We start from the raw sequence: 20,452 nt of genomic DNA on the forward strand, positions 1-20,452 counted from the left end.
CCAACAAAATCCCAAGAAAAGAGGTCTTCCTATGAATCAGTTTACAACAGAATTAATTGAAGCACTAGTAAAAAAACAAGATATTACAGAAGTTTTTCGTGTTCATTTAGAAAAAGCGATGAACTTCCTATTAGAAACAGAATTAACAGCCTTTCTGGATTACGAAAAATATGATCGTGCTGGCTTTAACTCTGGAAATTCGCGCAATGGGTATTATTCACGCACCCTTCATACGGAATATGGCGATTTACAACTTCAAATTCCACGAGATCGAAAGGGAGAATTTAAACAACAAACGATTGCTCCATATAAACGCACTATTGATTCACTCGAGACAACGATTATCCATCTATTCCAAAAAGACATTACTACGTCTGAAATAGCAGATTTAATTGAAAAAATGTATGGTCATCACTATACACCTCAAACCATTTCCAATATGACTAAAGCCGTTTCCGAAGCCGTAGAAGAGTTCAATCAACGAGAATTAGATAAACGCTATGTGTGTATTTATTTAGATGCTACTTATCTTCCGTTGCGAAGGGATACTGTAACGAAAGAAGCTATTTATATTGCTGTAGGTATCCGTATAGACGGCACAAAAGAAGTGCTAGGATATACGATTGCCCCAACAGAATCAGCCTATAACTGGCAAGAGCTTTTAGAAGAATTCAAAGAACGTGGCGTAGAGGAAGTATTATTGTTTATTTCAGACGGTTTAAAAGGCATTGTAGATGCGATTTTTAGCGTATTCCCAAAAGCCAAATATCAAAAATGTTTAGTTCACGTTGCCCGAAATATTTCACATAAAGTTCGAGTAGAGGATCGCCAAGAAATCTGTAATGACTTTAAAAAGATTCATCAAGCAAATTGTTTCGAAGAAGGACTAGAGGCACTCGATGCATTCTGTTGAAAATGGGAGAAGATTTATTCAAAAGACGTTCAAACTTTGCGAGATAATCCGAATTTATTGACATTCTATCATTTTCCTAAAGAAATTCGATTGAGTATTTATTCCACCAATTTAATTGAATCGCTCAATAAATCAATCAAAAGATATACGAGTCGTAAAGAACAGTTTCCGAATGAAGAATCACTCGAACGATTCCTTGTCACTCAATTTGAAAATTATAATCAACGAGGTGTCATGCGATGTCATCGAGGCTTCCACATGGCAAGGACAGAACTGGAACGCATGTTTGAAAATTTCTATCGCAAGAAGGATTAGCCCTCTGCCAACTGCGAAATTTTGACTGAACGGAAATGGCTAGCCATTTCCGTTCAGTCAAAATCAATCCACCACTCACGTGTTTCTATATGCCGAAGGTAAAATTCTATCTGAAAGGGTAAATTCATTTACACAAAATTCTTGACACTCCCTATTAAATTCATGACTTTGACTATTAAAACAAATTTTAAAATAAAAGATTGAATCAATTTCATAAATCATAGTATTTCTGAAGTATAGAGTACCCCTATACTAAAAACTTTGTTTTTTTTTAAATTATGCAACTTGGTTTTGTTGCTGTAATAAAGCATTGATTCGATCAACTGCTAGTTTGCAGGTATTATAAATTAACGTCACCAGATTGAAATGCATTTTTGCTTTCTTTCCTGTACGATGACGGACATTGTTTAATTGAAAGTATTCCTTTAAATAAGCGTTAACGCGTTCGACTGCTGTACGTTCTTGATAAAGCTGTTTCCATCGTTCTGTCCCACGTGCTGGATAGGTAAATTTACGGATATCTATATCACATTTGATTTTGAAAACTTTTTGGCAAAGGGTGTCTTCTCGTAATGGGCAAGTTGCACATTCCTTTGGACGTGTGAATTTTAATGTATTGTACTTAGCGTCAAAGCTGTCATATTGGTAACTATGTTCACGCACACAGGTTGGACGAAAATGTTCATCGAATCCTATATATTCTCCTTCTCGGCGAACGTTGTAAGGAATCACGACTCGCATGGACTGTGATACGGCTTGACGGTAAATAGGTTCAACATCATAACCAGCATCAAATATAGCTATTGTAAATTGACCGTTTCCTAAGTGATGAAGTTTTTTCAATAATGGAATCGCAGCTTTACAATCACTTAAATTACCTGAGGACATCAAACGAGTGATGATATATTGACTTTTCGTCGAAACAGCTAAATGTGCTTTATAACCAAACCAGAATGTATTTTTTCCTTTACTATTCTTTTTCACACCCCATTTTGGCTCAATCGGTACATCCTTCCAAAGGGTTTCTAATGGGATATCCAGCTGTTCTTTCAGTTCTTTTTCATAGGTTGATTGATTTCCTTTTTTCTCTACTTGTTCGGCTAACCAAACAGCTCGTTCAGCTTTCGTTTTACGACCACGTTTTTTAGGAGTTTTAGGTGCTTTCTTTTCTGATGGTGTGAAAGCATCACGAGCTTCAAAGTGACTCGCATCGATGGCGACATGTTCATCATTTAGAAAGCCTTCCAACATCGCTGTTTTGATGAGTGTATCGTTCATTTTATCTAGCACATCTGATTCACTAATGACTTGAATCATGCGTGAATAAGAGCTTTCAGATGGTACGACATCAGACACAAGGAATCCACAGTCGAAACGAAATAAAGGATCATGGACCAAACGTTTGACTAAATCCTTCATTGTTGGAATTCGTTCGACAATACGAATAATCAGCGATTGAATCATTGCACCATAATTCCATTCACGTGGCGTGGTGCACCTTTCAATGTCTTTTTAGAAAACAATTGAAAAATAGGTTGAATGTCAATCACACTAAAAATGGCATCATAACGATGGGAACTTTCCATTTCTAATAATTGATGGATGTCAAAAAGAGAAATTTGTTTTACAATAGTCATAGGGTACTCACCTCTTTCGTATGGTTTGTTTGGTTACTTACCATTATAACGAAATTTGGGGAGGTACCCATTTTTTATTGTCTTGAATCCCTTGAAAATCAAGGGGTGAGAATTATGAAATTAACTCGATTGATAATTATATTCATCAAAGTGGTAGTTTACCGATTCTTCAGATGTCATAAAAAAGGCTGTTGGGAATCAATCCGAACAGCCCAGCAATATTGAATATTACAATAATCCTTGCGCTTCTTTCCACTCAAGGAATTCGTCATATGTGCATTGTTTATCAAGAATAGTCCCGTCGTCTTGAATTTCAATGACGCGGTTTGCTATTGTTTGAATAAATTGATGGTCATGGGATGTGAAAATCATCGCACCTTTAAAGGCAATTAAACCGTTGTTCAGAGCTTGAATGGATTCTAAGTCTAAGTGGTTTGTTGGTTCATCTAGTAGTAACACATTTGCACCAGAAAGCATCATTTTTGCTAGCATACAGCGAACTTTTTCGCCTCCGGATAACACGGAAGGTGATTTTTTTACTTCTTCTCCTGAGAAGAGCATACGTCCTAAGAAACCACGTAAAAATGTTTCTGTTTGATCTTCTGGAGAGAATTGGCGCAACCAATCCACTAATGTTTTCTCATTGCCTTCAAAGTATTTTGAGTTATCCATAGGGAAGTAGGCTCTCGAAGTCGTTACGCCCCATTTAAATGTACCGCTATCAGCTTGTCGTTCTTCCATTAATATATCAAGCAATGCGGATTTTGCTAAAGGATTTCCTAGCAACACAATTTTATCGTCACGATTCATTATGAAACGAATATCTTTAAATAGCACTTGGCCATCTTGCGTTGCAGTTAAGCCATCTACAGATAGACAGTCATTTCCAATTTCGCGATTGATTTGGAAATTAATGTACGGATATTTACGACTGGATGGTTTAATATCCTCCAATTGTATTTTTTCGAGCATTTTTTTACGGCTAGTCGCTTGTTTTGATTTAGAAGCGTTTGCTGAGAAACGGGCAATAAATTCCTGAAGTTCTTTAATTTTTTCTTCTTTTTTCTTATTTTGTTCTTGTGCCATTTTTAAAGCTAGTTGGGAAGATTCATACCAGAAATCATAGTTCCCCACATAAATTTGAATTCGTCCAAAGTCTAAATCAGCAATGTGTGTACATACTTTGTTTAAGAAGTGACGATCGTGGGAAACAACGATTACAGTATTTTCAAAGTTGATTAAAAACTCTTCCAACCAACGAATAGCTTTTAAATCTAAGTGGTTTGTTGGCTCGTCTAATAGCAGCACATCTGGTTTGCCGAATAATGCTTGAGCAAGCAATACTTTAACTTTTTCTGAACCTTCTAAATCAGCCATTTTCATATAATGTTTATCTTCGCTGATACCTAAGCCATGTAATAGAGTGGCCGCTTCTGATTCAGCCTCCCAACCATTTAATTCTGCAAACTCCGCTTCTAGTTCGGCAGCACGCATGCCATCTTCATCTGAAAAATCTTCTTTCATATAAATGGCGTCTTTTTCTTTCATTACGTCATACAGGCGCTTATGTCCCATAATCACTGTTTCTAATACCGTATATTCGTCATATTCGAAATGGTTTTGTTTTAATACCGCTAAACGTTGGTCTTTCCCTATGATTACTTGACCTTCTTGTGGTTCGATTTCTCCTGATAATATTTTAAGGAACGTAGATTTTCCCGCTCCGTTTGCTCCGATGAGACCATAACAGTTCCCAGGCGTAAATTTAATATTTACATCTTCAAAAAGTTTGCGATCACCATAACGAAGACCTACATTACTTACTTGAATCATGTAAGTTCCTCCTTTAATACTACTTCAATGTGCAAAAAAGATGGAATCTAACTTCTTTTTCTCTTTTACACATAATGGCACCATTATATCAAGAAGTGAAGGGAAAAGCTATAGAAGGTTTGGCATTCAACGATGAATTAGTTTGAAAGAATAGAATAAAAACAACGTAATGAAATGGGGACTGGTTAACAAAATATAAGCAGAATTGGAATCATGAGTAATCCAATTCTGCATTTTTATGTAGGAAGGGGAATGCAAAAGGGGATTATAATGTATAGGCAATGACTTTTAAGAAAAGAAGGAAATTTGTCATATTAAATTAATCGAGTTTCTTTCTTCTAAACCACAGCGTTGCAATCCATTTTTCACCTGTATTAACTGGAGCGCCACAATGTAATGTTAATTCATTTAATGTTTGGTTGTTGTAAAAGTATTCAAAATATACAGCCATTCCTTTTTTAGGATACACTTTTAATCCAAGTTTTGGGAAATAGGTTTCTCCGCCATCTTCCACATCACTTAAATATAAAACAACTGTACAAATTCGATTATTGCTTGCTGCTTTACTTGTTGCTGCGAAATAATCAAAATGCTCTTTATACTCTTGTCCAGGTTTGTAATTTAAAATATGCAAACCTTCCGCATGTTCAACAGGGATACCTACAATAGAAGAAATTCTTTTTTCAACTGTTGATACAAGGTCATCTTGAACATCCGACAAAAATGCTCCACTACTAGTTCGGATATCGCTAACAATTTTTTCTACACCAATTTTGGAACGTTGAAGACGATTTCTTGATAATTCAATTAATCTGTCACATTCTTCATCATCTAATACAGAACCCAGTACAACGACTAAAGGTTCCTCAAATTTTACCAATACATCAATTTCTCTGTCTTCTGTTTTGATTTTGTTTCCAGTGAAGTTAAAAATTGTTGGTTCATTTGAACGAGTATTTGTAACATATGTAGTCAATGCTCATTCCCTCCGATTAACTGGAATATAATGGAATAAAAAGGTATAAAAAGGAATATTTTATTTGAATAATTAAATTTTACTATAATTTTTTCGTTTTATCATTACTGTTTTTTTGAGAATGGATTATTTTATAATGATTTCTTCCTATTAAAATTTATTACTATTAATATCATTGACTACTAAAGTATGAAGTCGGATATAGACACCAAGCACACTAATGGAGAAGGAAAGAGTTATACTCTCAGATTTTGATAATAATATTATGTAAACTAATTTTTAGGATAAGTGGTCAGAAATATATTTTTAGTGAAAGGCAGTAAATTATAAAATTAAAAACAGTCAAAAATAGAGCGGCAAAAGTAACACACTTTTAACCGCTCAACATTTATTTATTCCAGTATTTTTTAATGAATTCATCTCTTCCGGATTTCTTCCGGTCTTCAAGGTAATGTTCGGGATTTTTCTTGTAATAATCTTGATGATATTCTTCTGCTTCATAAAATATCATGGCAGGTCGAATCTCAGTTACGATTGGCTTTTTGAATCTGCCGCTTGCTTCCAGTTCTTTTTTCGATTTTTCCGCTAAGATTCTTTGCTCTTCTGAATGATAAAATATAGCTGTTTTGTAAGATTCTCCGCGATCATGAAACTGTCCTCCATCATCCGTTGGATCGATTTGCATCCAATAAACTTCAAGTAGTTTTTCATATGGGAAAATATTCGGATTAAATTCGATTTGAACGACTTCTAAATGGCCAGTTTTCCCGGACTTTACATCTTCATATGTAGGATTTTCAACATGTCCTCCCATATAACCTGACGTTACTTTTTCAATACCTTCCCATTCAACAAATGGTTTTACCATACACCAAAAACATCCACCAGCAAATGTTGCTTTTTCCATTTTTTTCACTTCCTATTGCTTAAAATTCTTAACAATGTTACAAGATAACTTTATAGTATCAAATTTACAACTTTTATATACAAAAAAAGCTTTTCGTAAAATAGCATAGTATAATAATTGATATCGAACTTATCGTTTTGATTATCGTTATATTTTTATAAAGTTATATGTCTAAGGGGAATGAATATGGAAGAAAATCAAGTTCGTAGTAGAAGTGAAAAACGTTATAAGAAAAAACGTTTACGTAAAGGTAGAGTAATACTATTTTCAATTTTCATTGTGCTGATTGCAATCATTGCATATTCTATTCACCAATATCGTACGGGGTTGGAACTGGCTGGCGAAGAGAATAAAGAAGAAATAGAATTTACACCCGATGAACCTAAAGAAAAAATCGAGAATTATTTAATAATTGGTGTGGATAGTAGGGGAGAGGAAAAATCCCGATCCGATACGATGATGGTTCTTTCTTGGAATAAAGAAACCAACGATTTAAAGTTAGTTTCTTTCATGCGAGATATTTATGCAGATATACCAGGATATGATCGTTGGAAATTAAATACCGCTTATTATTTAGGTGGGGTACAACTGTTGAAGGATACATTGAATCATATGTTTGAAATCCCGATTCATCATTATATGGTGATTGATTTCAAAAGCTTTGAAGCGATGATTGATATTTTAGCACCAAATGGTATTGAAATAGAAGTTGAAAAAGACATGTCCGCTTATATTGGTGTAACCTTAACAAAAGGTTTGCAACGTTTAAACGGTAAAGAATTATTAGGATATGCGAGATTTCGACACGATGCTGAAGGCGATTTTGGAAGGGTAGAGCGTCAACAAAAAGTCATTGAAGCATTAAAAGACGAATTGTTAAAGCCGCAAAATGTTAAAAATTTACCAAAACTTATCGGTGCGGCACAAGGCTATATCATCACGGATATGTCTTCAGTAGAGGAACTAAAAACTGCTTTATCAATTGCAAAAGGTGGATCACCTTCCATCGAAAAGATGACAATTCCTGTAGAAGGGACATATCGATTTAACTCCTATCAACATGCAGGATCGGTCATTGAAATCGACTTGGAGGCCAATAAGAAAAAATTGCATGAATTTTTAAAAATAGGGGAGTAGAGAAGTTTTTTTCAGAAATTATTCATGATAAAATAATTTTGTCGAAATTTGATGAGGTGATTTTTTGGAAAAAGACAAAGAATTAGAGCAAGAAGTAAAACAAAATAAATATTCCATGTTTCAGACAACAAAATACATTCGATTTCTTGGAGGTAAAAATTTACTTTTCTCGCTAATCGTTCTTTTATTATTAGGCTGCGTAATTTTCGTTTTTAATAAAGTTTCGTTTATCTTTTATCCGATTCAAGTATTGTTTGAAGTAGTAATACTCCCAGGAGTTCTTGCTGTCATTTTATATTATTTATTTAGACCGTTATTGTATTTGTTGGAACGGTGGATCCCGAGAATTTGGTCAATTTTTTTAATATTCATTATTGCGATTAGCGCCATTACATTATTGGTATTACTTGTCTTTCCATTTTTGCGGGATCAATTTACGAATTTAGTACATGAGTTTCCTGTTTATTTCATGGCAGTTGTAGAAGGGACTGTTACGTTTTTAAATAATTCTGGTGTGAATGAACTATTCTCAAAATACAATATTGATTATGACCGAGTATTACTGGATGTAACGAACAATTTAATTACGACGGTAAGGGAAACTTTTGCGAATTTAGCAACTACTGTAGCGAGTGGCATCACAGGATTTGTTTCAACGGTAACGGGAATCGTTTTATCTTTAGTAACAGTACCGTTTATTTTATTCTATCTATTATATGAAGGAGAAAAATTCCCAAAATTCATTTTAAGTATTTTTCCTCCTCGCATGCGAAATGATGCATCCAAAGTGATGAAAGCAATGGATCATCAAATCAGTCATTACATACAAGGTCAAATTTTAGTTTCTTTCTGCATCGGCGTCATGATGACAATCGGATTTTTAATCATTGGGTTAGATTATGCGTTTTTACTTGGATTTTTAGCGATGATTACAAGTGTTGTGCCTTATTTAGGGCCAGCCATCGCCATCACACCTGCCATCATCATTGCAATCGTAAATTCACCATTGATGGTGTTGAAATTAATTATAGTATGGACGATAGTACAATTAATTGAAGGAAAGCTTATTACACCGAATATCATGGGTTCTTCATTAAAGATTCATCCAATTACGATTATTTTCGTATTATTAACAGCGGGTTCATTATTTGGTGTGGCTGGGGTCGTATTAGGAATTCCAGGATATGCCTTGCTGAAAGTGTTAGTGACATACATGTTCCAATTGTTTAAAAGGCGCTATAATCGATTTGAAGAAGATGAAACGAATAAATATCATGTAGAATAAATCGGCTATTTATTAGCCGGTTTTTTATTTTTTAGAAGAAATATCTTCGCATGACTAAAGTAATAAACGCTGCTCTAAATAAAGAAAAACTATCATTCAACTATTCAAGTGAATGATAGCTTATCAATTCGAATAATATTAAATTTTTAATTCGCGTAACCGTTCAATCGCTTCCTCTAATAATTCTTTTTCTTGAACGAGGGCAATGCGTACATATCCTTCTCCTTCAGATCCGAATGTAATTCCTGGGACCATGATTACTCCTGCTTGTTCTATAGTTTTAAATGCGAAAGACACACTATCAATGGAATAAGGATATTTCGCCCAAACAAACATCCCTCCGTTTGATGGGGCGTATTCCCAACCGATTTTTTCTAGCCCTTTTGTAATGACATGATGTCTTTCAGCAAATGTCTTACGTAAATGATCAGTGATAACTTCCGAATTGTCTAAAGCAAGTGCGGCAGTGGATTGAATCGGTTCAAAAATACCGTAATCTAAATTTGATTTCAATTGTTTCATAATATTTATCATTTCTCTATTGCCAACGATGTAAGCTACTCTGGCGCCAGCTAAGCTGAAACTTTTTGATAGAGAATTGATTTCTATTCCAACATCCTTTGCACCTGGAGCATTTAAGAAGCTGATTGGTCCCTCTCCAGTAAAGTAAAATTCTGAGTAGGCCGCATCATGTAGGACGATAATGTTATATTTTTTTGCAAATTCTACAACTTCCGTAAAATATTCGATAGTAGGCATTGCCGGAACAGGATTTCCTGGTAAATTCAAAATAAGCAATTTCGCTTGCTGGGCAATTTCTTCAGGAATCGCTGTTAATTCTGGAAGAAATCCTCTTTCCTTATTTAATGGTATGTAATAGGGGCGGGCACCTGCCAAATGAATGCCGGCAATATAAGCGACATAAGCAGGATTTGTAGTGAGAACGATATCGCCAGGATCACAAAAGGCGATTGGTAAATGAACTAGTCCTTCTTGAGAACCCATTGTGAGTAAAACTTCTGACTCGGCATTAACATCTACTTTATTGACTCTCTTATAATAGCGTGCAACTGCCTCATTAAATTCCATTGTTCCTGTTAATGTGTACCCATAGGCAGCAGGATTTTTGCTTTTTTCCGCCATGTGATTGCGAAGCATTTCATGAGGTGGTAGATCTGGACTTCCAAGGCTCAAATCAATCATTTTCATTCCTTTTTCTTGATAAGCTCTTGCATGATCCTTTAATTGACCGAATATTGCTGGTTGGAATAATGACATCTTCTTAGAAGGTACAATATTCAATAGTAACACTCCTTAATTTTGACGAATTTGAATATAAAAAATATTTTAACATATTTTTCAATACTTTTAATCTTTCTTCAATACAGTAAAAATTAAGTTTTTTGATTTAATTAACAATTTTGTTTATGATACAAGAAAAATAGTAAAAGTTTTGGAGATGAAAATATGAGAGTGTATTCCCTAAGTGGTCCAAGTGGTTCTGGAAAAAGCACGAGCGCTTTACAGTTTGCCCATGATCATCGAATTGAAGCAATCATTGATGATGGATTATTAATTAAGAACGGTCAAAAAATTGCAGGTACTTCAGCAAAATTTGAAAAAAATACAATAAAAGCTATTCGAAGAGCGATATTTCAAGATGAATTACATAGAAAAGAAGTAATGGATGCAATAAAAAAACATCATATTCAATCGATTTTAATTATTGGAACGAGCGATAAAATGACAAAAAAAATTGCTGAACAATTGAACATTGGTCCAATTCAACAGTTTTATTATATTGATAACATACGCTCGAAAAATGAGATTAAATTAGCTCAATTTATTCGCTCGACTCAAGGTAAACATTTAATGCCCATTCCTTATCGTCAAGTGGAGCAAAATTTTTTTAAACGTTTTATTCAAAAAGGGTTTGATATTTTTTCAAAGAATCGGGTGAAATTAGGAGAAACGACGATTGTTCAACCTGATTTTCATCGTCAAACAATTGAAATATCACCGAATGTTTTTATTGATTTAATTCACTATGTTGTTTCGAATTATCCGGTTATCGCGAAAGTAGATTCTATACAATTCACAATGAAGAAATTGACGCCAAAAATTTATATATCCCTTCAGATTAAAGCACCAGTACATTACGATGTGGTCAATGCTATCGAAGAATTGCAAAAGCAGATTTCCATTGAATTTCAACGCCATTTTGAATTTGAACCAATGCAAATGCAAATTTTTATTAAAGGAATAATGTAAAGGACTGTCCAAAAACTACAATACTTTTTCGGACAGTCTTACTATTGCATTTTGTGTGAATTATATGAAAACATCTACTTGCAGTTATTGATTTTAGGCGAAAGGGAATTGATAGCCGTGATTTGGATTTACTAATGACTTTTCTGAAGCCTACAAAGCTTTAGTTTTTCCGTCTAAACTGAGGCATTCGTTTCTCAACGAAAGCACGAACTCCTTCAGGAAAATCCTCAGGATCGACAAAAGATGTAGTGCCTTGCCATAGGGCTGGAGTTGAGTTAACGCACTCTTTTACCGAATTTTTGACCGCCAGTAATGAAGCAGGGGACATGCTCGCCACTAGTTTTCCCAAACGAATAGAGAAACGAGTTAAATCTTTTTCAGGCACTAAGTAGTTTAACATACCGGCTCTATATGCTTCCTCTGCTTTAAATGTACGGCCAGTGAAAACAAAATCTTTTGTCGTTGCTGGGCCAACTAAATCAACGAGTCGTTTTGCAAACTTATTATTCAATGTAATGCCGAGCTTCCCAACTGGAATTCCCATGCGAGCTTTCTCAGAACCAATTCGTATATCACAAGCTAATGCAAGCTCAAGACCTGCTCCCATCGCTGGACCGTTAATGACACCAATTGTAGGAAGTGGTAAGTTTTCGATGGTGGAGATTGTATTTTCCATTCGAACAAAGGCCTCTTCAGCTTCTTCTAATGACATGCGATTGAATTCTTTTATATCTGAACCAGCAGTAAAATTCTCACCGGATCCTCGAAGAATTAATACTTTATTTTTTGGATTTTTTATAGATTGCGTAGCGATTTTTGCTAGTTGATCCCACATTTTTGCTGTCAAAGCGTTTTTTAATTGCGGTCGATGAATGGTGATAATGGCTAAACCAGCTGTTTCTTGATAGACAATTTTTGCTTCTTCTTCTTCGAGTCTCGTCGTACGAACTTGCATTCTCAATACCTCCTTTACATTAGTTTCATATTACTTGAATTAAGTAAATTATCCTACAGCTATTTCAATATTCACAATAAATTAAACAATTTTCAGAAATAATCGACAAATTTATTTAGTGAAGGGTAGGGAGGAGGAACAAAAAGAAATGAAACATTGTGATGACCATCTGCTCCAATCGCCGTAGTGATACTGCAAGCTCAATCGAGCACATATTTATATTAAATGTAGTGTTAGCCATTACAATGAATGTCTATTAATTAATATGGTTGAATATTTTTATTATAATGAAATACATAAAACATCAATAAAGGAGCATAATTATGTTGAAAAAAACAGTTTTTGAACAATTAAAACAAGCGATGAAAGAAAAAGATGTTGTGGCGAAAGGAGTTCTAACATTATTAAAATCTGCATTAGATCAAGCAGAAAAAGAAAAAGGCTCTGAACTTTCATTTGAAGAAGAAGTAGCGGTTATTAATCGTGAATTGAAACAGACTCAACAAGCGTTAGAGGGTGCAAAACAAGCGAGCCGTGAAGACTTAATTGAAAAAGAAAATCGTAAGCTGGAAATATTACAAAGCTTCTTACCAAAACAATTATCAGAAGAAGAAATTGTCAAAATTTTAGTGGACGCAGGTATTACAAAAGGAATGAATATGGGCGAGGCGATGAAAATTGCAAAACCGCTCCTTGCTGGCAAGGCTGATGGAGCAACAATCGCAAAAATGGTGAAAAGCCTCATATAAGGTTAACGAAGACTTGTTTAAATTTTTAGACAAGTCTTTCATTTTACCGTTGACAGAAAATTAAAACTGTACTATATTAGAATCAAAATAAAACAACTGTTATAGTACAATGTAAAAGGGGGATATGTATGACAATTTATCAAGAAGGCTATGAGTATTATGTTTCAAAATGTGAGCAGTTTGGTCTTGAACCAATCAATTTTACAAACTTTATCGAACATTTATCTCAAGAACAGTTAGACAGATTTAATGAGCATGCACGAATAATGAAAGAACAAGTTAAATAATCAGATAAAATCGCTAGATTATAGGAAAGAGGTTAATAATTTGGATATATTTAAAATTGAAGTCGATTAAAAGCCTCACTTGTTTTGTAACAACAAGTGAGGTATTTATTTGCAAAAAATTGCAGTATGTAAAAAAATAACACCATTTTCATTAAAAATGGCGTTCAATTAAAAAGATAATGAAGCTATTCATCCAATAAATCGAGTATACGATTGTATTCGGGAGCACCAATACAATCATAGTATTGGAAAAGTAAGTCGGAATTTACTTTGATTTTATCTTTATGATTTAAATACATTTGCTCTGTTAAAAAGCGAATAATTAATGGTACCGGTTTATCGTGATTGAATTGGTTCATATGTTTTTCAATGAATTCTTCCGATAAAACACACCTTAAATTGTTTCCTAAGCATTCAAAGTCTACGTATTCTATATGCTCATTTAAAAATTCATCCGTTAAATGTTTATTATATAAACATACGATTTTCCAATCAATTTTATCTTTATATCGATTTAACCAATGGGGCTCTAAAATCGCACTAATTAATGAAATTTGTTTTGCATTGTATTTGTTAAATTGTTCATCCATTTCTTCATTTGTTGGTTTTTTATAACCCATGTCATCATATAACTGGCAAGCGAGGGAAGGAATCCCTTTTACCATGTGTTCGCTGCCAGGCCATTTAAATGGACCGCGATCAAACTCAAAAAATTGGAAATCTATTTTTTCCTCTTCTTCCTCATATTCATCTTCATCTAATAAATGAATGGTTGCATATTCACTAAAATAAGTGTCATCTTCAATAAATTCATCAATTTCATCTGCAAAATGAGGATTGATTTCTTCTTTTTTACGTATTAATTCGTCAACAATATATTTTTTAAATGAAGGAGTTAGTCTTGCGAGTACTGGATAATTATATTGCAGCGCGGCAACATCTACTAAATCTAAATGATCGATTAAATATTTTTCAGTGATTTGATCACATGCATAACATACATAAGCAAAATCTACATATTTTAAATATGGCTCAAATTCCGTTGGATGCAACTTTATTAAACTATATCTCCAGTAACAATAATCCATTATAAATTTCTTTGATAAATGCGGATTGTCTCTTTGGATTTCTTCTGCACTTGTTTCATCAATAATAGGACCGTAATGAACAGGTATGGACGTGACATCAAAATCATCAGGTATGTTTAATTGTTCAAGGGTTTTTTTCGGATTAAATCGCTTTCGACGGCTTGGATGAGTTTTGATGGTATATGTCCCGATGGAACCTCTTTCGTCTAATAAAATATAAGATAATTCTTGTTTTTGATCTCTCGTTAACTTCGTATCTTTTGGAAATTTTACAGCAGCAAAATAAGTAATATCATCAAGATTGTAATAAAATTTATATTCTCCTTCACGAGTAAATTCAGACCGCGAATTATTTTTCTTCCAATATATTAACGCACCTAGAATGGGCGGATAATTTGAAAAATAGATGTTAGCAATAGAAAAAATATTATGAGATAAAGATTCATCATATACTGCTTTAATAAATTCGATTTTTTTAATTTTAAGCATGCTCGACCTCCATATTGTTATTATACCCTTTTAGGAATAATAACGTAGAATAAATTGTTTGAATAAATTGATGGAAAAAACAACAGTATTTCCATGTATATGTACTAATAGACTATCTTGTAAAGTTTATGAAAGTTATATCATAATCATGAATAATTTGCATTTAATTTTATTAATTTTAACAAATTCTTCATTTTCTTTGATTGAACATGAACAATAATTAAGTAAAAAATGATCATTTATAAAAAAAATCATCCACGAAAGTTTGGATGATTTTTTTATTCAAAATAGAACTTCTATAAAAATGTTTTTTAATGGAACAGCAAATATGATTAGAAAAACCAGGTTGCTAGTTTTGTAACAGAATAATTTTCCTCGAAATTTGTAAGAGAGGCAATATAACTCAAGTGGGCAGATCAAAAAATTAAGGTAGAGGAAATTCATCCTAAATAATATTGATAGTCTTTTCATTGCTGAAGAAAATATTTTCGAGTTGGTAAAAGGGAAGTGGGGAAGGGGAAGGACTAGCACGTGAAAATGATATGGTTACTCCAATTAAATTTGAAGGATTATATAAAAATTTTAGATAATACAGGAAGTTAGTGATTGTCTAATTACTGTTATTTTGCCTGTTGTTATTATTTTTATTTAATAGGAATAGGCATTTGTAGAAGGAGATTTACGTTAGATGATTTTCTATAAAAATGTGAAATTTTTTCCTTCATTTCTAGTACATATGACTCAAATCAATTATTAAAACTTGCATTTATTATAGTAACTTCAAGAATGGAGGTGAATGAAGTGATGGAAAAACACTTTAACAATTTAGGATTAGAATTCGGTGACACTATTTTGGTAGGAGGCAATGGTTTTTCAAACCAACAAGGAATCTTCATTGCATTCCAAGATAATTTCTTAGTTTGGGTAACTTTCATTAGCGGAGCAACAAGATTATTAAGTACAGATACTACTAACTTAACAATTGCTAGAGCATAATCTAGTTAAAATATAAAGGGCGTCTCAATGCAATATGTAGGCGACCTCAATTTGTCGAGCGCTAGTTACACAGTTTCTGTAACTAGCGTATTTTGATTTGAACTATAGAGCGTCAAAAGCAGTGTATATGACATAAAAAAAGATGTTGTTGGGATTTATTTACAAGTACTCTATTTTAGTCTACCATTAAAATGGTATTATTCCATAGAAAAGGTGAGTTCATTGATATATGTGTTCGATTTAGATGGGACGATTGTGTTTAATGGGCAACCGATATCAAAAATAATTCTTCAATCGTTAAAAAAGTTGAGGGAAGAAGGGCATGAAATCATTTTTGCTTCAGCGCGCCCCATTCGTGATATGCTGCCTGTAATAGATAAAGAATTTCATGATCTGACAATGATAGGCGGAAATGGTTCATTAATATGGAAAGAGGGAAAAGTGATAAAAAGTCACACATTTCCAAAGAAGGTAGTGGAAGAATTAAAAGAACTGATTAATCTGTATCAAGCTACTTATTTGATTGATGGGGAATGGAATTATGCTTATACTGGACCGAAAACACACCCAATTTTTCATAATATTGATCCAGGAAAATTAGCAAAACAAGTAAATATAGATTCTCTTGATAAAATTGTAAAAGTATTATTATTAACAGCTAATGATATGGATAAATTATCTGAACAGGTCTTAAAACTTGATGTTTTTGTACATAGACATCGCAATGAAGATGTAATAGATATTAGTCCAAAGGGGATTCATAAAGGAAGTGCTTTAAAGTCATTGGGAATTGAGGAAAATACATATATTGTATTCGGGAATGATGCAAATGATATATCGATGTTTGAACATGCATTCCATAACGTGATGATTGGTTCAAACGAACAACTAGCACCTTTTGCGAAGGAAAGTTTATCGATGCGCGGCGATGTTGAACAAGCAATCTCAGATAAAATCCTCTCATTATTATGATAACTGAACAATTGAAGTGCGTTTGAAAAGCAATTTTTAGTAGCCATTTGATTCTTATAAAGCAATAAATTTCGACCTGGAGAGAAATTTTAAAATCATATAATAAGTGGTTTGGCCTGACAAAAAGTTCGTCAGGACATATTACTTTTATCAATAAACTCGTTTATTATATTCTTATAGAGGATGGTTCTAAAAAATCCTTTATTTATTGAAAACACTCGCTCCGAACGATTTATTAAAATCAAGTAAAAACACGTACAGCTATTATGGAGGGATAAAATGGGGAAAAGTACATTTGTCATTAAACAAAGAGCTTACTTAAAACTTTATATGCTTCATGCAGCAGAGAAGGGAAGACTTTATGGACTTCAAATATTAGAAGAATTACAAAATCATTTTAAAGATCTCGGTTATAAACCAACAAAATCTGAAATTTATAAGTCCTTGCATGAGTTGTTAAAAGAGGGCTATGTTGTTAGGGAGCCAATAACAAAAGAAGGAACAGAAATGCAGACGATTTATATTTATAGGCTGGGAGACAAAGAGAAGGTAAAAGCCTATAAAGATACGATTAAAGCTGATATCGACCGTTCAATTGCACTACTAAATAGGGCTCTAAAAGATAATTATTCCCAGAAGAGAGGTTAAATAGAAAAATCTGTATCTTACATTATGTATTATTTGATAACCCATCCTCTATTACTTATTTTAGTCCAAGCAAATCTCCGATGAATGAAATGTCTGATTTTAGAATTGTTTATGATATACGGAACAACCGTATATAATAGTGATTGCTGAAAAGAGCGAGAGCAACTTAAAACGAAATAAAATATGGAGATGGAGTATATTTTGCTGCCAATGGAACGATCAAACCCTCAGTAGCATTTCTCGAGATAATAAATTTTCTACTTATAATATATAGGTGTTCAAACATATCAATTTTAGTTTTGATAAGTAAAGATTGTTGTTGGGAAATCACTTATATTTACGGTTAATTGGACTAAAACATCAAAAGTTAATCATGAGGCAAGTCAATTTAGATAAAACTTTTATTAATGATTCTTCTTAAACTTTTGAAACCAACAAATTGATACTCAACCATTTATTGATTATTCAATGGGTGGGAAAGAATTCATATTTTATGGAATGAAAATAAACTAATTTTTTATTTCTGTTTTTAGTTTACATAATATATCTTATCGGAAGTTAAATCTCAAAATATAAGAATACTTGTAATAGTGAGACAGAATTGAAATAACTGTATTTATTTTACCGATTTATTAGTTTAAATTAATAAAAATTTAATAATATGAACTGTTAAATTAATAAAATGTTTCAGTTATACATAACTATTTATAGGATCATCATTATTTCACATATGTTGATCTTGTACTTTCCTATAATTGTTATTCCCTCAATAATTATTAACTTCTATTCACACCAATTTCTTCGGTCATTGTTCCTAACTTTTTTCCCTTTTTTCTATTTTTTGTTTTTTTTCATTATCCTTCATTGTTATAATATCCCGAAAATATGTAAATTAATTGTCAAATAAATAGTTCTAACATACTGCATATTTCTTAACATTTGAAAAAAATTTCTCTTTTAATCTTGTTTTTTACTAAAAAAAATTGGAATATTTATAGAAAAAAGTTGTTGCAATTTTTTGAACTGTTAAATAAAATTAAAATTGTAAAATTCTTAAAAAAGAATTTTGCGCACACAAAGCAGCAAAAAAAATCAAAAATAAGGGGGTATGTTTATGGCGAAAGATAGCGGAAAGCAAATTGATTACGAAAGAATCGCCAAAATGGAATCGTTCAGACAGTTATCTAGAAAGAAAAACTCATTTCTCTGGACGATGGCAGTAATTTTCTTTGTCTTATACATGCTTCTTCCAGTTTTAACATCGTACACAGAAATTTTGCATCAAAAAGCAATTGGAGAAATTACGTGGGTATGGTTCTATTCATTTGGTCTCTTTATAATGGTTTGGGGACTGGCACACTTCTATGTGGGAAGAGCGAACAAATTTGACAAAGAAGCAAGAGAAATTATTGATGAATACGAAAGAGGTGCTGGTCAATGAGTCTTACTTCTATAGTCATGTTCTTAGCTATTGTTGCTGTTACTTTGTATATTACTTATTGGGCTTCTAAAAGAACCAGCACTGCAAGTGAATTCTATACTGCTGGCGGCGGCCTTAAAGGTTGGCAAAACGGACTAGCTATCTCGGGGGATTATTTATCTGCTGCATCATTCTTAGGGATTGCAGGTTCCGTTGCTTTATATGGATATGATGGTTTCTACTTCTCCATCGGTTATTTAGTAGCTTATTTAGTTGTATTATATATTGTTGCTGAGCCTTTACGAAATCTAGGTAAATTCACTTTAGCAGACATGATTACTGCTCGTTTCGATATGGCAAAAGTTCGTGGAGCAGCTGCATTAAGTACAATTGTTATCGTATTGTTCTACATGATTGCACAGCTTGTTGGTGCAGGTGCACTTATTCAATTATTATTCGGTATTCCTTATTGGGTTTCTGTATTAATCGTTGGCGTCATGATGACAATCTATGTATTGTTCGGAGGAATGACTGCTACATCTTGGGTACAAATTATTAAAGCTGTTCTATTAATGTTTGGTACTGCAATTATTTCACTTTTAGTTTTATGGAGATTTGATTTCAGCATTATTAGAATGTTCTCTGAAATGGCTACTGCTACCGAAGCAGGTGAAGCTTATTTAAATCCTGGTATGCTTTATAAGAGCGGTATTAATACAATTTCTACATTATTAGCATTAGTATTAGGTACTGCTGGTCTTCCACACATTTTAATGCGATTCTTCACAGTTAAAGATGCTCAAACTGCACGTTCTTCAGTAATTTGGGCTACTTGGATCGTTGGTATTTTCTATGTATTAACAATTTTCTTAGGATTTGGAGCAGCTAAATTCGTTGGTAAAGAAACTATTGTTGCTGCAAACCCTGCTGGTAACATGGCTGCACCATTACTTGCTGAAGCTTTAGGTGGAGATATTTTATTCTCATTCGTTTCAGCTGTTGCCTTTGCAACAATTTTAGCGGTAGTTGCAGGTCTAGTACTTTCAGGTGCTTCTGCCCTATCTCATGACATTTATGGTCAAATTGTTAAAAAAGGCAAAATTACTGAAAAAGAGCAAGTTATTGCTGCTCGTATTGGTTCATTAGTCATTTCCGTTATTTCTATTTTACTTGCATTAGGAGCTCAAACACTTAACGTTGCGTTCTTGGTATCATTAGCATTCTGTATTGCTGCATCTGCTAATTTACCAGTAATCATTTACACAATTTACTGGAAACGATTCAATTCTAATGGTGCTGTATGGGCTATCATTGGTGGATTAATTACTGCTTTAGTTCTTGTGGCAGTTTCACCAAACGTATGGAATCCAGAACCAGGTAAAGCGATTTTCGTAGGTACGCCATTAGTATCTTTAACAAACCCAGCAATTATTTCTGTTCCAGTTGGTTTCATTTGCGGTTGGATTGGAACTATTTTATCTAAAGAAACTGATTATGCAAAATATAGCGAAGTTGAAGTTCGCGCACAAACTGGTATTTCCGTTAATAAAGTCTCTCACTAATTCTAACCCTTT

General features: G+C 33.3%; 16 protein-coding genes and 2 pseudogenes. 11 read left to right on the plus strand and 7 right to left on the minus strand.

Going from position 1 to position 20,452, the window contains the following annotated elements:
* Positions 1-31 precede the first annotated feature (31 nt).
* Positions 32-1,228 (plus strand): annotated as a pseudogene (locus tag NST00_RS10115) (IS256 family transposase).
* A 276-nt stretch (positions 1,229-1,504) separates the two neighbouring features.
* Here NST00_RS10115 and NST00_RS10120 read toward each other — a convergent pair.
* From NST00_RS10120 to msrA, 4 genes and pseudogenes are all read right to left on the minus strand, one after another.
* A pseudogene (locus tag NST00_RS10120) lies at positions 1,505-2,865 on the minus strand (transposase).
* A 228-nt stretch (positions 2,866-3,093) separates the two neighbouring features.
* Positions 3,094-4,698: an ABC-F family ATP-binding cassette domain-containing protein gene (locus NST00_RS10125; RefSeq protein ID WP_340709930.1), complete on the minus strand. Its 1,605-nt coding sequence runs from the start codon at positions 4,696-4,698 to the stop codon at positions 3,094-3,096.
* Between the two features lie 319 nt (positions 4,699-5,017).
* Positions 5,018-5,674 (minus strand): 2OG-Fe(II) oxygenase, encoded by a 657-nt coding sequence (locus tag NST00_RS10130; protein WP_340709931.1) that lies wholly within the window; start codon positions 5,672-5,674, stop codon positions 5,018-5,020.
* A 388-nt stretch (positions 5,675-6,062) separates the two neighbouring features.
* Positions 6,063-6,581: a peptide-methionine (S)-S-oxide reductase MsrA gene (gene msrA / locus NST00_RS10135; protein WP_016838118.1), complete on the minus strand. Its 519-nt coding sequence runs from the start codon at positions 6,579-6,581 to the stop codon at positions 6,063-6,065.
* A gap of 186 nt (positions 6,582-6,767) precedes the next feature.
* On the opposite strand from msrA, the gene NST00_RS10140 reads away from it, so the two are divergent.
* Together NST00_RS10140 and NST00_RS10145 are read left to right on the plus strand one after the other, a co-directional pair.
* Positions 6,768-7,718 carry an LCP family protein gene (locus NST00_RS10140; RefSeq protein WP_016838117.1) on the plus strand — a complete coding sequence of 317 codons (951 nt, stop codon included), beginning with the start codon at positions 6,768-6,770 and terminating at the stop codon, positions 7,716-7,718.
* Positions 7,719-7,833: 115 nt separating this feature from the next.
* A complete protein-coding gene (locus NST00_RS10145; RefSeq protein ID WP_040764551.1) occupies positions 7,834-9,003 on the plus strand; it encodes an AI-2E family transporter in 1,170 nt (389 codons plus the stop codon).
* A 138-nt stretch (positions 9,004-9,141) separates the two neighbouring features.
* Here the strand turns inward: NST00_RS10145 and NST00_RS10150 are convergent, their stop codons facing one another.
* Complete coding sequence (locus NST00_RS10150; RefSeq protein ID WP_016838115.1) at positions 9,142-10,305, minus strand: aminotransferase class I/II-fold pyridoxal phosphate-dependent enzyme; 1,164 nt, start codon at positions 10,303-10,305, stop codon at positions 9,142-9,144.
* Positions 10,306-10,470: 165 nt separating this feature from the next.
* On the opposite strand from NST00_RS10150, the gene NST00_RS10155 reads away from it, so the two are divergent.
* On the plus strand, positions 10,471-11,274 hold the full coding sequence (locus tag NST00_RS10155; RefSeq protein WP_016838114.1) for a hypothetical protein: 804 nt from the start codon (positions 10,471-10,473) through the stop codon (positions 11,272-11,274).
* A 160-nt stretch (positions 11,275-11,434) separates the two neighbouring features.
* On the opposite strand, the gene NST00_RS10160 is transcribed toward NST00_RS10155, so the two are convergent.
* Positions 11,435-12,229 (minus strand): enoyl-CoA hydratase/isomerase family protein, encoded by a 795-nt coding sequence (locus NST00_RS10160; RefSeq protein WP_016838113.1) that lies wholly within the window; start codon positions 12,227-12,229, stop codon positions 11,435-11,437.
* A 323-nt stretch (positions 12,230-12,552) separates the two neighbouring features.
* Between NST00_RS10160 and NST00_RS10165 the strand changes: the two genes are divergently transcribed.
* Both NST00_RS10165 and NST00_RS10170 read left to right on the plus strand, forming a co-directional pair.
* Positions 12,553-12,978 carry a GatB/YqeY domain-containing protein gene (locus NST00_RS10165; protein WP_016838112.1) on the plus strand — a complete coding sequence of 142 codons (426 nt, stop codon included), beginning with the start codon at positions 12,553-12,555 and terminating at the stop codon, positions 12,976-12,978.
* 128 nt (positions 12,979-13,106) lie between these two features.
* A complete protein-coding gene (locus tag NST00_RS10170; protein WP_016838111.1) occupies positions 13,107-13,265 on the plus strand; it encodes a hypothetical protein in 159 nt (52 codons plus the stop codon).
* Between the two features lie 185 nt (positions 13,266-13,450).
* On the opposite strand, the gene NST00_RS10175 is transcribed toward NST00_RS10170, so the two are convergent.
* The gene (locus NST00_RS10175) at positions 13,451-14,842 is read right to left on the minus strand and encodes a hypothetical protein (protein ID WP_016838110.1); all 1,392 of its coding nucleotides are present in this window, start codon (positions 14,840-14,842) and stop codon (positions 13,451-13,453) included.
* A gap of 801 nt (positions 14,843-15,643) precedes the next feature.
* Between NST00_RS10175 and NST00_RS10180 the strand changes: the two genes are divergently transcribed.
* The 5 genes from NST00_RS10180 to NST00_RS10200 all read left to right on the plus strand — a co-directional run bounded on the left by NST00_RS10180 (position 15,644) and on the right by NST00_RS10200 (position 20,440).
* The gene (locus tag NST00_RS10180) at positions 15,644-15,838 is read left to right on the plus strand and encodes a hypothetical protein (RefSeq protein WP_016838108.1); all 195 of its coding nucleotides are present in this window, start codon (positions 15,644-15,646) and stop codon (positions 15,836-15,838) included.
* A gap of 222 nt (positions 15,839-16,060) precedes the next feature.
* Positions 16,061-16,810, plus strand: coding sequence for an HAD-IIB family hydrolase (locus NST00_RS10185; RefSeq protein ID WP_340709932.1), 750 nt, complete (start codon positions 16,061-16,063; stop codon positions 16,808-16,810).
* A 279-nt stretch (positions 16,811-17,089) separates the two neighbouring features.
* Positions 17,090-17,458: a helix-turn-helix transcriptional regulator gene (locus tag NST00_RS10190; RefSeq protein ID WP_168412567.1), complete on the plus strand. Its 369-nt coding sequence runs from the start codon at positions 17,090-17,092 to the stop codon at positions 17,456-17,458.
* Between the two features lie 1,114 nt (positions 17,459-18,572).
* Positions 18,573-18,899, plus strand: coding sequence for a DUF485 domain-containing protein (locus NST00_RS10195; RefSeq protein WP_016838104.1), 327 nt, complete (start codon positions 18,573-18,575; stop codon positions 18,897-18,899).
* Positions 18,896-20,440 carry a solute symporter family protein gene (locus NST00_RS10200; protein WP_016838103.1) on the plus strand — a complete coding sequence of 515 codons (1,545 nt, stop codon included), beginning with the start codon at positions 18,896-18,898 and terminating at the stop codon, positions 20,438-20,440. The genes NST00_RS10195 and NST00_RS10200 overlap by 4 nt, the downstream gene beginning before the upstream one ends.
* Positions 20,441-20,452: the final 12 nt, after the last annotated feature.

It is taken from the genome of Ureibacillus sp. FSL K6-0165 (genome assembly GCF_038004285.1).
GTDB classification, from domain to species: Bacteria; Bacillota; Bacilli; order Bacillales_A; family Planococcaceae; genus Ureibacillus; species Ureibacillus thermosphaericus.

Bases quoted from the DNA above. Each gene is read 5' to 3' on its own strand.
- msrA (WP_016838118.1), bottom strand. From the start codon at position 6,581: ATGGAAAAAGCAACATTTGCTGGTGGATGTTTTTGGTGTATGGTAAAA.
- NST00_RS10195 (WP_016838104.1), top strand. From the start codon at position 18,573: ATGGCGAAAGATAGCGGAAAGCAAATTGATTACGAAAGAATCGCCAAA.
- NST00_RS10175 (WP_016838110.1), bottom strand. From the start codon at position 14,842: ATGCTTAAAATTAAAAAAATCGAATTTATTAAAGCAGTATATGATGAA.
- NST00_RS10160 (WP_016838113.1), bottom strand. From the start codon at position 12,229: ATGCAAGTTCGTACGACGAGACTCGAAGAAGAAGAAGCAAAAATTGTC.
- NST00_RS10145 (WP_040764551.1), top strand. From the start codon at position 7,834: ATGTTTCAGACAACAAAATACATTCGATTTCTTGGAGGTAAAAATTTA.
- NST00_RS10155 (WP_016838114.1), top strand. From the start codon at position 10,471: ATGAGAGTGTATTCCCTAAGTGGTCCAAGTGGTTCTGGAAAAAGCACG.
- NST00_RS10125 (WP_340709930.1), bottom strand. From the start codon at position 4,698: ATGATTCAAGTAAGTAATGTAGGTCTTCGTTATGGTGATCGCAAACTT.
- NST00_RS10140 (WP_016838117.1), top strand. From the start codon at position 6,768: ATGGAAGAAAATCAAGTTCGTAGTAGAAGTGAAAAACGTTATAAGAAA.
- NST00_RS10190 (WP_168412567.1), top strand. From the start codon at position 17,090: ATGGGGAAAAGTACATTTGTCATTAAACAAAGAGCTTACTTAAAACTT.
- NST00_RS10165 (WP_016838112.1), top strand. From the start codon at position 12,553: ATGTTGAAAAAAACAGTTTTTGAACAATTAAAACAAGCGATGAAAGAA.
- NST00_RS10170 (WP_016838111.1), top strand. From the start codon at position 13,107: ATGACAATTTATCAAGAAGGCTATGAGTATTATGTTTCAAAATGTGAG.
- NST00_RS10200 (WP_016838103.1), top strand. From the start codon at position 18,896: ATGAGTCTTACTTCTATAGTCATGTTCTTAGCTATTGTTGCTGTTACT.